A 12,699-nucleotide genomic window follows, 5' to 3' on the forward strand; every position below is an offset into this window, starting at 1 on the left:
GTGGTGATCGCCGCGGTCAGCGTGGTCTTGCCGTGGTCAACGTGACCGATGGTGCCGACGTTGACGTGCGGCTTCGTCCGCTCAAACTTACCCTTAGCCATATCGCTATCCTTAAAATCAGAACCAGAAAAACCAGTGCGGCGCCCAATCGCGTTGGCCGCCGCGCCAGGCCAGGCAGAAAATGAGTGGTGCCCTTGACGTGGATTGAACACGTGGCCTCTCCCTTACCAAGGGAGTGCTCTACCACTGAGCTACAAGGGCTCCGAAAACAGCACATCTGGAGCGGGTGAAGGGAATCGAACCCTCGTCGTAAGCTTGGAAGGCTTCTGCTCTACCATTGAGCTACACCCGCGCCTGCCACTGCAAAACAGACCGCAGTCGATTCACTACAACCGCCACGCCGACTGCGCCATGGACGCCAACCGACGTTGAGTATTACTGGTGGAGGGAGAAGGATTCGAACCTTCGAAGGCTGAGCCGTCAGATTTACAGTCTGATCCCGTTGACCGCTTGGGTATCCCTCCACGCGGGAAGCCCCGCACTATAGGGGACACCCTTTCCACTGTCAAATACTTTTTGCTTCGGACACCCAAAAAGTACGGAAGCCCGGCCATTCGCGCTGGCGTTCAGGGTTTGCCGCCATTGAGCGGGCCACCGCTCCGCCCTAGGCTGGACACGGCAAACAGGCAAATGCGACCCGCCTCTGGGCCGTCGCAGCAAACGGCCGGTTGCACGAAGCCCGTTCCACGAAGCCCCATCCTGGAAGGAGACGGCATCATGGCCCAACGTACACCTCAGCCTGCGCCCGGCAGAGCCACCTTGGACGACAAGTACACGCTCGCCTCCGGCCGTGTCTATCTGACCGGTTACCAGGCACTCGTCCGACTGTTGCTGATCCAGAAGGCGCGCGATGAGGCGGCCGGACTCGATACGGCGGGCTTCGTGTCGGGCTACCGCGGCTCACCACTTGGGGGGCTCGACCAGACGCTGTGGAAGGCCCGGGCGCACCTCGAACGGCACGCCATCGTGTTCCAGCCCGGCGTCAATGAAGACCTCGCGGCCACCGCCGTGTGGGGCACACAACAGCTGCAGTTGTCACCCGGCGCGCGTCACGCCGGCGTGTTCGCACTGTGGTATGGCAAGGGCCCCGGCGTTGACCGCTGCGGCGACGTGTTCCGCCATGCGAATGCTGCCGGCAGCGCCCGCTTCGGCGGGGTGTTGGTCGTAGCGGGTGACGACCACGCAGCCAAGTCCTCCACGTTGCCACACCAGACCGATCACTTCTTCAAGTCGATGATGATGCCGGTGCTGACACCAGCCGGCGTGCAGGAGTACATCGACTTCGGCGTGCACGGCTACGCCTTGTCGCGCTATTCGGGCTGCTGGGTCGCGTTCAAGGCACTGGCGGATACGGTCGAGACCTCCGCTTCGGTCGACATCGACCCACAGCGGGTCAAGATTTCCACGCCGACCGATTTCGCCCTGCCACCGGACGGGCTCAACCTGCGGTGGCCCGACCCGCCGCTGGTGCAGGAGAAGCGTCTGCTGCACTACAAGCTCTACGCCGCGCTCGCCTATGCGCGGGCGAACGCGCTCAATCGCGTTGTGATCGATTCGCCGAATCCGCGGCTGGGCATCATCACCAGCGGCAAAAGTTACCTGGACGTTCGCCAGGCGCTCGACGACCTCGGCATCGACGACGCGCTCGCCGCCGAGATCGGCCTGCGGCTTTACAAGGTCGGGATGGTGTGGCCGCTCGAGGCCGACGGCGTACGCGCCTTCGCCGAAGGTCTGGACGAGATCCTCGTCGTCGAGGAGAAACGCCAGTTGCTCGAGTACCAGTTGAAGGAGGAACTCTACAACTGGCGCGAGGATGTGCGCCCGCGCGTGGTCGGCAAGTTCGACGAGAAGGGCGAATGGGCGCACGTGCTGCGCCCGGATGGCACGATCGACCACGGCGACTGGCTATTGCCCGCCGCCGGCGAGCTGACCCCGGCGATGATCGCCCGCGCCATCGCCAGCCGCATCGGGCGTTTCTTTACCTCCGAGCGCATCGAGGCCCGCCTCGCCTTCCTGCAGGCCAAGGAAGCATCGCTGGCGCGCCGCGCATTCCAGGCCGACCGCGTGCCGACCTTCTGCTCCGGCTGCCCGCACAATACCTCCACCCACGTGCCCGAGGGCAGCCGCGCGCTGGCCGGCATCGGCTGCCACTACATGGTCACCTGGATGCCGGAACGCCGCACCGGCACCTTCACCCACATGGGCGGCGAAGGCGTGCCGTGGGTCGGCGTCGCCCCTTTCACCGACGAAAAGCACATCTTCGCCAACCTCGGCGACGGCACCTATTTCCACTCCGGGCTGATGGCGATCCGTCAGGCGGTGGCGGCGAAGGTCAGCATCACCTACAAGATCCTGTACAACGACGCGGTGGCGATGACTGGCGGCCAGCCGCACGATGGCCCGCTCGACGTGCCGACCATCGTGCGCCAGCTGCAGGCCGAGGGCGTGCACAATATCGTGGTCGTGATCGACGGCACCGAACGCGCCTACGGTCCGTCCGACCTGCCCCACGTGCCTATCCGCCACCGCGACGAACTCGACGCGATCCAGCGCGAGCTGCGCGAGTCGGGCGGCGTCACCGCGCTGATCTACGACCAGACCTGCGCTGCCGAAAAGCGTCGCCGCCGCAAGCGCGGCACCTACCCCGACCCGGCACGTCGGGTGTTCATCAACGAGGCGGTATGCGAGGGCTGCGGCGACTGCGGCGAGCAGTCGAACTGCATGTCCATCCTGCCGGTCGAGACAGCCCTCGGGCGCAAGCGCCGCATCGACCAGTCGTCCTGCAACAAGGACTACTCGTGCCTCAAGGGCTTCTGCCCGAGCTTCGTCACCATCGAAGGCGGACGCCTGCGCAAGGGCCAGGCGCTACAGACCGACGCAACCGAATTCGACGCGCTGCCGCCCCCGCGACTGCCGTCAAGCGCACGCCCCTTCGGCATCCTCGTCACCGGGGTCGGCGGCACCGGCGTGATCACCATCGGCGCGCTGATCGGCATGGCCGCCCACCTCGACGGCAAGGGTGTGACCGTGCTCGACATGACCGGTCTGGCACAGAAGGGCGGCTCGGTCTTCAGCCACATCCGCATCGCCGACCATCCCGACGCGCTGCACGCCGTGCGCATCGCCGCCGGCGAAGCCGACGCGGTGATCGGCGGCGACCTCATCGTCAGTGCCAGCACCGAGGCCCTTGCCAAGATGGCGGCCGGCCGCACCCGGGCCATCATCAACGTCGCCGAGATCCCGACCTCGGAATTCGCCCACAACCCGGGTTGGAAGTTTCCGCAGGCCGAGATGGTCGCAACGCTGCGCGAAGCCATGGCGGACGGTGCCGACTTCATCGACGCCCAGCGCCTCGCCACCGCATTGCTCGGCGACAGCATTGCCACCAACCTCTTCCTGCTCGGCTTCGCCTGGCAACGCGGACTGGTACCGGTTTCGGAGGGCTCGCTGATGAAGGCCATCGAACTCAACGGTGTCGCCGTCGACCTGAACCGCGGCGCCTTTCTGTGGGGGCGGCGGGCAGCCCATGATCTGGCCGCCGTCGAGCGCCATGCGGCGCCGCCAGTGCCGACCGAGTCCATCCCGGACGGTCTCGACGCAGTAGTCGCGCACCGTGTGGCGCTGCTCACGGATTATCAGGACGCCGCCTACGCCGAGCGTTTCCGGCTGCTGGTCCACCGCGTACGCGACGTGGAGGCTCAGCGCGTCGGCGCGGACAGCACGCGCCTCGCCGAAGCGGTCGCCCGCAGCTACGCGAAGCTGCTGGCGTACAAGGATGAATACGAGGTCGCCCGGCTCTACACCGAACCGGCCTTCCTGCAGGCGCTGGCGGCGACCTTCGACGGCGATTACACGGTCCGCTTCCACCTCGCCGCGCCCCTGCTGGCGAAGCCCGATCCGAATACCGGCCTCATCGCCAAGCACAGCTTCGGCCCCGGCATGATGAAGATCTTCCGCCTGCTGGCGAAGCTGAAACGGCTGCGCGGCTCGCGCTGGGACCTGTTCGGCCACACGGCCGAGCGCCGCGCCGAACGCGCCTTGATCGAGCAGTTCGAGACCGACATCGACGAGCTGCTGTGCACGCTGAGCTTTGCGCGCCTGCCACTGGCCGTGCAGATCGCCTCGCTGCCCCAACGCATCGGCGGCTTCGGTCATGTCAAGGCGCGGGCGATGGCACGTGCCGCCGAGCGCCGCACCGAGCTGCTCGCCGAATGGCGCGCCCTCCCCCCGCGGCAGCCAAGCCCATGAGCCCGGCCGCCGGGACGTGCAGCGGAAAGCTATGATCACGCTCTCCCACCTGACCCGCGCCCGCATGCCCCCCGCCCTCAAAGCCCTCCTGGCCCAGTTCGCCGGCGCTGCTGGCGCCTTCGTCCTTGCCCGCAACGGCTGGCTGACCGGACTCTGGCCACTGGTCGGGGCTCAGGCGGGGCTGGCCGCCGCCGCGGCGCTCGCCCTGCGTAGCGCGCGCTGGTGGCTGCCGATCCATCTGGCGTTCCTGCCGCTCGCCGTCGCCGCCCTGCAGCTGGGCATCGCCCCGGTGTGGTACCTCGCGGCCTTCGTGCTGTTGCTGCTGGTCTACTGGACCAGTTTCCGCACCCAGGTTCCGCTCTACCTCAGCAACCGTCGCACCGCTGCGGCGGTCGCCGGGCTCCTTCCGGCCGGTCGACTGCGCCTGCTCGACATCGGGGCCGGCACCGGCTCACTGCTCCGTCCGCTGGCGCGCGCGCGCCCCGAAGGCCGCTTCACTGGCGTCGAGCTCGCCCCTGCGCCCTGGCTGATCGGGCGCCTGTTGTGCGCCCCCCTGCCCAACATCGACTGGCAGCGCGCCGACCTGTTCGCGCTGCCCTGGGCAGACTACGATGCAGTCTATGCCTTCCTCTCCCCGGTGCCGATGCCGACCGTGTGGGCCAAGGCCGTTGCGGAAATGCGGCCGGACAGCGTGCTGATCAGCAACAGCTTCGCCGTGCCGGGCGTACAGCCCGAAAGCATCGCGGACGTGGGGGACCGGCGCGGCACGCAACTGTACGTCTATCGCCTTCCGGGCCCGCCCAACGCCGGTCGATAGACCGAAATGGCGCCACGAAGCATCGCTTTTCAAGCGCTTGCCGAACGTGCCGGCTCGCGATAATCCAGATCGTGCGGCCACTGGCGGTCGCAAGCAAAGGACGAAGGGATCCATGGCTGAGATCATCTGCGTGATCGGCAACAAGGGCGGCACCGGCAAGACCACGCTGTCGCACATGCTGTGCCAGGGGCTGGGACTGCTGGGGCAGCGCGCCGCCTGCGTGCTCACCGACACCTCACGCGAACCGTTGTTGCCCGGAGGGCGGCGCTACGTGACCGCCGACGCGCGCACCCGCGACGCCCTGACCAAGGTCGTCGACAAGCTGCGCAGCCTCGACGACTGGATCGGCGTCATCGACGGCGGCGGCAACCGCACCGAGATGGACCGCAAGCTCTATGCGTTGTCCGACATCGTGCTGCTGCCCTTCCGCGAGTCGCACGAGGACATCCGCACGGTCGTGCGCGACCTCGAGATGTTCCCGCGTGCCTACGCAGTACCGACGCAATGGCCGACCAACGCATGGCAGCGCGATGCGGCCGACCGCAACGTCGCGCAGTTGATGAGCGCCTATCGCCACCGCATCCTGCGGCCGGTCAACGCCTTGTCATCGACCAAGCTGCTGTTGCAGAAGCAGGTGCCGGAGCAGATGCCCACCCCGCTGGCCAATGCATGCAGGGCCATCGCGCGCCAGGTCCTGCAGGTGCTGGAGATCGATTTCTCGGAAACCACGGTGGACGAAGAGCTGATTGACGAGGTCGAGCCGCTACCGGCCGCGGAGATGCCACTGCGGCTGGCCAACGCTGCGCGCCGCTCGCACTGAAAGGGGCAGCCGGCCTCAGAGGCGCGTGCCGCTGCGAGACATGACGACAAGCGCCTGGGCGCGGTTGGACACGCCCAGCGCACGGAAGATCGCGGTGACGTGAACCTTGACAGTGCCTTCGGACAGGCCGAGCAGGTCCGCAATCTCGCGATTGGTCTTGCCGCTGGCAAGCAGATCGAGCACGCGGGCCTGCGCCGTCGTGAGGCCAAAGCGCTCGCTGGGGGGCACGCCGCGACCGCCGGGTGCCGACGCGGAACGTGCGGCCGGCGTATGCACACCGCCTGCGAGTACGACGCGCACGGCCTCGAGCAGCACATCGCCCGAACTCGACTTCGACACGTAACCCGAGGCGCCCGCCTTGATCGCACGCCGCACCGACGCCTCGTCGTCGATCGCCGACACAACGATCGCGGGGACATCGGGAAAGCGCTTGGCAAGCACCCCAAGCAGCGAGAAACCGTTCATGTCGGGCAGCATCAGGTCGATGATCGCGAGGTCGATGTCCGCATCGGCTTCAAGCCGGGCAATCGCCTCATCGGCACCACTGGCCTCGATGCACGCCAGCCCTGCCTGCAGGCGCGCGAGGCTCTGCGCCATGGCTTCCCGCACCAGCGCGTGATCTTCGACGATGAGAATCCTGCTCAAGAATGGCTCCAGGCGCTGAGGAGAGTAGGCGTGCGGATGCGTGAAGCATAGCACGCGCCCGACACCCTCCCTCTACCGGCAAGCCGCGAAAGCACGCACAATCCCGCTACCGCGCCACCCGATCGAGATATTCCAGTTTGCTCCCGTTTCGCCTTTCGGCCCATGCCACTCCGCAGGAGCGCGATCGGGCAAGCCCGTACCCAAGGAACTGGAGCGGAACCTTCGGCCGCTGGCTGCTCCTGCTGTTGATCGTGCTCGGGTCGCTGGCACCGGTGCAGGCGGGCCAACGCATCCTGGTCGTCACAAGCGCCGAAACGCCCGCGCAGACCGAAGCTGTCGACGCCCTGCAGGCCAGGCTGCGCGAGGGGGAACGCGGTCGCGCAGTCGAGATCCGCCCCTGGGACCAGACCTCCGCCGACCAGACGGGAGTTGCCGACATCGTCGTCACGGTGGGCACGCCGGCAGCGCGCACCGTTGCCAGCCACGCCAACCCGGCGCCAGTGCTGCACATCCTGCTGTCGGCACACAACTACGCATCTCTGCCCGCCCGCGCCAACGGGCGGCAGTCGGCCATCGTACTCGACCAGCCGCCAAGCCGCCTGATCGCACTCGTGCAACTCGCGCTGCCGACGCTGCAGCGCATTGCCCTGATCGGCGGCTCGCAGAGCGAGGAAATCGTCCCCCCGCTCGCGCGGGCGGCGAGTGACGCGCGCCTCGGCGTCGCCCAGGCCTCCATCACCCGCGAGAACGAACTGTTCGGCGCGTTGCAGAGCGTGCTGTCGGAGCCCGCGGTGCTGATCGCCACGCCAGACCCGACGGTGTTCAACCGCTTTACCGTGCAGAACATCCTGCTCACCGCCTTCCGCCATCGCTCGCCAGTCCTCGGTTTCTCGGCCGCCTACGCCAAGGCGGGGGCCCTGCTGAGCCTCTATTCGACACCGGCGCAGATCGGCGCCGATGCCGCACAGGTCGTCGAGTCCGTCCTGCGTGGCGGCAATCTGCCTACGGTTTCGGGGCCGCGCAGCTTCGAGGTGCAGACCAACCCCACGGTGGCACGCTCGCTGGGTATCGAACTGCCACCCGCCGAGACGCTGGCTGCACGGCTGCGCAGCCTGGAGGAGGCGACGCCATGATGAGCAACTGGGGGGTCCGCGCCCGGGTGATGTTCGTCACCATCGTGCCGATGCTGGTCCTGGCCGCGCTGATGACGGTCATCTTCACCAGTGTGCGGCTGTCCGACCTGGATGACGCGCTCGGCGCGCGCGGCCAGGCCTTCGCCCGCCAGATCGCCGCCGCGAGCGAGTACAACGTCTTCGCCGGCAACCGCGACGCCCTGCGCCTGCTCGCCCTCGCCGCAACCGGCGAGGAGGATGTGCTCGCCGTACGGATCCTCGGCGTCGACGGCGAGACCCTTGCGGCTGTCGGCGCAATCGCCGACGACGCACTGCCTGCGGCGTTATCCGCCTCCATGCCGCCTCGCACGGTTGCAGAAGGTGCGCGCCTGCGGGTCATCGAGCCGATCCGCGCGAGCCCGATCGACATCGACGACGGCTTCGCCCTCGACGCGTCACCGATGCCGCGCCGGGAAGCCGTCGCGCAGGGCACCATCGTCCTCGAGCTGTCACTCGAGCGCATTCACCAGCACCGGCTGCAGCTGCTGCTGGCGAGCATTGGCGCCATGCTTGCGGTGCTCGTGGGCAGTGTCATGCTGGCGGCACGCATGAGCCGCGGCGTCAGCGGCCCGATCCGCGCCGTGGCCGACGCCGTACTGCGCATCGGTCACGGCGCGCTTCACGAGCGTCTGGCTGTGCGCGGCGGCGGCAGCCTGCGCAGGCTTGCGGTCGGCGTCAATGACATGGCGGCGCGCCTCGAGCACGCCCACGACGACATGCGGCGCCAGGTGACCGACGCCACGGCTGAACTGCGCGCCCGCACGCTCGAGGCGGAGCAGGCCAACGTCGCCAAGTCGCGCTTCCTGGCCGCGGCCAGCCACGACCTGCGCCAACCGATGCATGCGCTCGGCCTCTTCATCTCCGAACTTGCACAGCAGTCGCTCGACGCCCGCAGCCGGCAGATCGTGGATCGCATCGCCGCCTCGGCCAACGCCATGGATCAGCTGCTCGACAGCCTGCTCGACATCTCGCGGCTCGATGCCGGCGTGATGACACCGGTCGTGCGCGCCTTCGATCCGCGGCCCGTGCTCGAGCGCATCGTCGCCGAGCAGGCCTCCGCCGCGCGCAGTCGCGGCCTGCAGCTGCGACTGCGCGCGAGCGCGGGCTGGGTGCGCAGCGACCCGATGCTGTTCGAGCGCATCGTCGGCAACCTGGTCAGCAACGCGGTACGCCACACGCATGACGGCACGATCCTCGTCGCCTGCCGCCGCCGCGGCGCACACCTGCGCGTCGAGGTGCGCGACAACGGCCCAGGCATTGCCCCCGAATCGCAGGAGGTCATCTTCCAGGAGTTCGTCCAGCTCGGAAATCCCGAGCGCGCCCGCGACAAGGGTCTGGGGCTGGGACTGGCGATCGTGCGCCGCCTCGTCGACCTGCTGGCGCACCGGCTCGAGCTGCGCTCCGCCCCGGGGCGCGGCTCGACCTTCGCCGTCGAGTTGCCCCTGACCGCCCCCGAGGTCGAGGGCCGTCCCCCCGAGGATGCACGCGCGCTGGGCAGCCTCGACGGACTTCGAGTCGCGATCGTCGAGGATGACCCGCTGGTACGCGACGCAATGGCGGGGCTGCTGTCGTCGTGGGATTGCGCGTTGACCATCGCCGACAGCGCCGAAGCCCTGCTGGGGCAGCAGGCGGCATCACCACAGCGCTTCGACGTGGTCATCACCGACCTCCGCTTGTCCGGGCCCATGGATGGTATCGACCTCGTTGCGGCGCTGCGCACCGCCGGCGACGGCGCGGGACCGCAGGCGATCCTCATCAGCGGCGACACCGCGCCCGAAGTCCTCGCCCGCGCCCGTACCGCCGGCTTGCCGCTGCTGTACAAACCGGTGCGTCCGGCGAAGTTGCGCGCCCTGCTCCAGCGCATGCTGGGCGACACCTGACACGCGCCACCACAGCGGCGCATCGCTTCGGTTACTATTGGTCCATTCTCAAGACACTGCCGGGAGAACGCCGATGTCGCAGGATCAGAACGCTCAGGACCCGCTCGAATTCGTCCGCGGCATGTGGAACAGCATGGGCTTCTCCCTGCCCGGCATGGTGACGCCGACCCTCGATGTCGACGAGCTCGACAAGCGCATCGCTGACATGAAGGCGGTGGAAGGCTGGCTCAAGATGAACCTGAACATGCTGCAGATGAGCATCCAGGGCCTGGAGATGCAGCGTGCCGCGATCGCCGCCGTCAAGGCCATGAGCCAGCACGCCAAGGGCGAGGACGGTCAGGCCGAGTCCGGCGCCAACCCGTTTGCCGCCGCTGCGGCGATGTGGCCGTGGAATTTCATGAATGGCGAACAGGGCGCCACGACCGAGGCGCCGCCCTCGGCGGCCGAACCCAAGGCGACGCGCGGTACGCGCCGAAAACCGTCAGACGACAAGTAAGCGTTCGCCCTCGGCCCGCCACACGGCCCATCCTGCGGATGGGCCGTTTTGCTTTCAGATCGCGCCGGTCGCCCGCAAGCGTTCGATGTCGGCCGGCGAAAAGCCCGCCTCCATCAGCACCGCATCGCTGTCCGCTCCCGCGACGGCAGGCGCGGGACGTGCCGGCACCGACGGCATCGCCGAGAGGCGCACCGGCCGGCCGAACTGCCGTACCCCGCCCACCTCGGTGACCATGCCACGCGCGCGCAGCTGCGGGTTCTCGAGGCTTTCCTCCATGGTCAGCACCGGCGTCACGCAGCAATCCACTGCATCGAAGACTTCAATCCATTCCGCCTGCGTGCGTGCGCCGAAGATGGCGGCCACTTCCGCCCGCGCCACCGCACCCGCCGCGCCGCTCGCCAGATGCGCCGGCTTCAGGTCGGGCCGGCCCAGCGTATCGCACACCTGGTGCCAGAACTTCTCCTCCAGCGCGCCCACCGCCATGTAGCGCCCGTCTGCCGTGCGATACACACCGTAGCACGGCACCTCGCCGGTCAGCAGGTCCTCGCCGCGCGGCTTCACGCGGCCATTGGCCAGCACCTCGGTGAGCGGGAAGATCGCATGCGCCATCACGCCGTCGGTCATCGAGACATCGACAAGACGCCCCTTGCCGCTCGCACGCGCATCCACCAGTGCGACGAGCACACCGAACAGTGCGGTCATTGTCCCACCGAGCAGGTCGCCCAGTTGCAGGTTGGAGATCGCCGGCGCGCCGCCCGCGGTGCCGATCTGGTCGAGCACGCCGGCGTAGCCGATGTAGTTAATGTCATGCCCGGCGCGCAGCGCATACGGTCCGGTCTGGCCGTAACCGGAAATGCTGCAGAACACCAGCCGCGGATTGATGCGCGCCAACGCCTCGTAGCCGAGGCCCAGCTTGTCCATCACGCCGGGGCGGAAGCCCTCGACCAGGATGTCGGCGGTCTCCACCAGTTTCTCGAACGCAGCCTTGCCGTCCGGGTGCTTGAGATCGAGGCGCAGGCTGCGCTTGTTGCGGTTCACCACCTGGTACAGGTAGCTGGTGTCGCCCCCCATCGCACCGAGCGTGCGGGCGTAGTCGCCCGCGCCGGTGTCCTCGATCTTGACGACATCGGCACCATAGTCGGCGAGATGCTGGGTGGCGAGCGGGCCGGGCAGCAGGCGAGTCAGATCAAGCACGCGGACACCCGTCAGCGGCAGGCGTGCGGAGGCATTCGGGTTATCGGTCATGAGCGTGAAGGCGGCGCCCGCAGGCGCCGCGCAGAATGAAGACGGAACCGAGCTTACGCGTAGGTGCGCACGTCGTCGATCACCTTGCCGTCGTTGGCCAGCGCGCCGTTCGGCAGGAACGCGACCTCGCCTCGCAGCTTTGTCACTTCGCGGATGCTGGCCGCGACCGCGGTCGCCAAGTCCTCGCTGCCGCCGCCGGCCACCTCGCACATCAGGGTCATGCGGTCGTTCAGAGCCGGGTTATCCACCACCAGCCGGGCCCGCACGATCTCGGGGTGGCGGCGCACCACCTGGGCGATCTGGCCCGGATGCACGAACATGCCCTTGATCTTCGTCGTCTGGTCGGCGCGTCCCATCCAGCCCTTGATGCGCAGGTTGGTGCGACCGCAGGGCGAGGCGCCCGCCAACAGCGCCGAAAGGTCACCGGTGCCGAAGCGCACCAGCGGATAGTCGGGATTGAAGGTCGTGACGACCACCTCACCGACCTCGCCCGGCGCCACCGGATCGCCCGTGCCCGGACGAACGATCTCGAGCACGATGTCCTCGTCCACCACCAGCCCTTCGCGAGCCTCGGTCTCGTAGGCGATGAGGCCGATATCCGCCGTCGCATAGGCCTGGTAGGCCGCAATGCCACGCGCCGCGAAGGCATCGCGCAGGCTGGGCGGAAAGGCCTCGCCGGACACGAAGGCCTTGGTGAAGGACAGCTTCACGCCCAGTTCATCGGCCTTATCCAGCAGGATGCGCAGGAAGGACGGCGTGCCAACGTAGGCATTGGGCTGCAGGTCGGCGATGGCGGCCAACTGCTGCTCGGTCTGGCCGACCCCGGCCGGGAAGACCGTGCAGCCCAGCGCATGGGCCGCGGTTTCCATCATCGAACCGGCCGGAGTGAAGTGATAGGAGAAGGCGTTGTGCACCAGATCGCCGGCGCGGAAACCTGCGGCAAACAGCGCCCGCGCCAGGCGGTAGTAGTCGGGACGCGCCCCTTCGGGTTCGTACAGCGGCCCGGGCGAAGCAAAGACGCGACGGCAGGCACTGCCCCAGCCGACGGCGGCAAAGCCGCCGAACGGGCGCGCCGCCTTCTGCATCTCCAGCAGCTCCGACTTTCGTGTCACCGGCAAGGTGGCGAGCGCCGACCGACTCGTCACCGAATCGGGTTCGACGTCTGCCAGCAGGCGGCCGAAGGCCGGCGCACCGGCACGGGCGTGGGCGATCTGCGCCGGCAGTCGCTCCATCAACTCGCGCTCGCGCGCTTCGGGGGGGCGGGTTTCCCGCGTGTCGTAGAAGTTCATGTCGGCATCCCTGCTCGATGCAATGTG

At 68.1% G+C, this 12,699-nt stretch carries 10 protein-coding genes and 3 tRNA genes; 6 read left to right on the forward strand and 7 right to left on the reverse strand.

Translation table 11 applies throughout. The features are described 5' to 3' along the window. The 4 genes from CGK74_RS16580 to CGK74_RS16595 all read right to left on the reverse strand — a co-directional run. Positions 1-149, reverse strand: a 149-nt coding sequence (locus tag CGK74_RS16580; RefSeq protein ID WP_240498767.1) for a GTP-binding protein, incomplete at its 3' end; no start/stop codon positions are given. Between the two features lie 37 nt (positions 150-186). Beyond that, positions 187-261 (reverse strand) — tRNA-Thr (locus CGK74_RS16585). A 17-nt stretch (positions 262-278) separates the two neighbouring features. Beyond that, positions 279-352: transfer RNA gene (locus tag CGK74_RS16590), tRNA-Gly, on the reverse strand. Between the two features lie 87 nt (positions 353-439). Further along, positions 440-524 (reverse strand) — tRNA-Tyr (locus CGK74_RS16595). Positions 525-777: 253 nt separating this feature from the next. Between CGK74_RS16595 and CGK74_RS16600 the strand changes: the two genes are divergently transcribed. From CGK74_RS16600 to CGK74_RS16610, 3 genes are all read left to right on the forward strand, one after another. Further along, positions 778-4,308, forward strand: coding sequence for an indolepyruvate ferredoxin oxidoreductase family protein (locus tag CGK74_RS16600; protein ID WP_094269521.1), 3,531 nt, complete (start codon positions 778-780; stop codon positions 4,306-4,308). Positions 4,309-4,372: 64 nt separating this feature from the next. After that, entirely contained in the window at positions 4,373-5,125 is a 753-nt protein-coding gene (locus CGK74_RS16605) for a class I SAM-dependent methyltransferase (protein ID WP_094269558.1), read from the forward strand. A gap of 112 nt (positions 5,126-5,237) precedes the next feature. Next, entirely contained in the window at positions 5,238-5,945 is a 708-nt protein-coding gene (locus CGK74_RS16610) for a P-loop NTPase family protein (RefSeq protein ID WP_094269522.1), read from the forward strand. A 15-nt stretch (positions 5,946-5,960) separates the two neighbouring features. Here CGK74_RS16610 and CGK74_RS16615 read toward each other — a convergent pair whose 3' ends face one another. After that, positions 5,961-6,590 (reverse strand): response regulator transcription factor, encoded by a 630-nt coding sequence (locus CGK74_RS16615; RefSeq protein ID WP_094269523.1) that lies wholly within the window; start codon positions 6,588-6,590, stop codon positions 5,961-5,963. Between the two features lie 137 nt (positions 6,591-6,727). Between CGK74_RS16615 and CGK74_RS16620 the strand changes: the two genes are divergently transcribed. The 3 genes from CGK74_RS16620 to CGK74_RS16630 all read left to right on the forward strand — a co-directional run bounded on the left by CGK74_RS16620 (position 6,728) and on the right by CGK74_RS16630 (position 10,138). Further along, complete coding sequence (locus tag CGK74_RS16620) at positions 6,728-7,723, forward strand: ABC transporter substrate-binding protein (RefSeq protein WP_165770103.1); 996 nt, start codon at positions 6,728-6,730, stop codon at positions 7,721-7,723. Beyond that, positions 7,720-9,642 carry a hybrid sensor histidine kinase/response regulator gene (locus CGK74_RS16625; RefSeq protein ID WP_094269525.1) on the forward strand — a complete coding sequence of 641 codons (1,923 nt, stop codon included), beginning with the start codon at positions 7,720-7,722 and terminating at the stop codon, positions 9,640-9,642. The genes CGK74_RS16620 and CGK74_RS16625 overlap by 4 nt, the downstream gene beginning before the upstream one ends. Before the next feature lie 73 nt (positions 9,643-9,715). Further along, positions 9,716-10,138, forward strand: a complete 423-nt coding sequence (locus CGK74_RS16630; protein WP_094269526.1) for a PhaM family polyhydroxyalkanoate granule multifunctional regulatory protein — start codon at positions 9,716-9,718, stop codon at positions 10,136-10,138. A gap of 54 nt (positions 10,139-10,192) precedes the next feature. Here CGK74_RS16630 and CGK74_RS16635 read toward each other — a convergent pair whose 3' ends face one another. Continuing rightward, positions 10,193-11,383, reverse strand: a complete 1,191-nt coding sequence (locus CGK74_RS16635) for a CaiB/BaiF CoA transferase family protein (RefSeq protein WP_094269527.1) — start codon at positions 11,381-11,383, stop codon at positions 10,193-10,195. 53 nt (positions 11,384-11,436) lie between these two features. Beyond that, positions 11,437-12,672 carry a phenylacetate--CoA ligase family protein gene (locus tag CGK74_RS16640; RefSeq protein WP_094269528.1) on the reverse strand — a complete coding sequence of 412 codons (1,236 nt, stop codon included), beginning with the start codon at positions 12,670-12,672 and terminating at the stop codon, positions 11,437-11,439. Positions 12,673-12,699 lie beyond the last annotated feature (27 nt).

The sequence above is a fragment of the Thauera propionica genome, from assembly GCF_002245655.1.
GTDB classification, from domain to species: Bacteria; Pseudomonadota; Gammaproteobacteria; order Burkholderiales; family Rhodocyclaceae; genus Thauera; species Thauera propionica.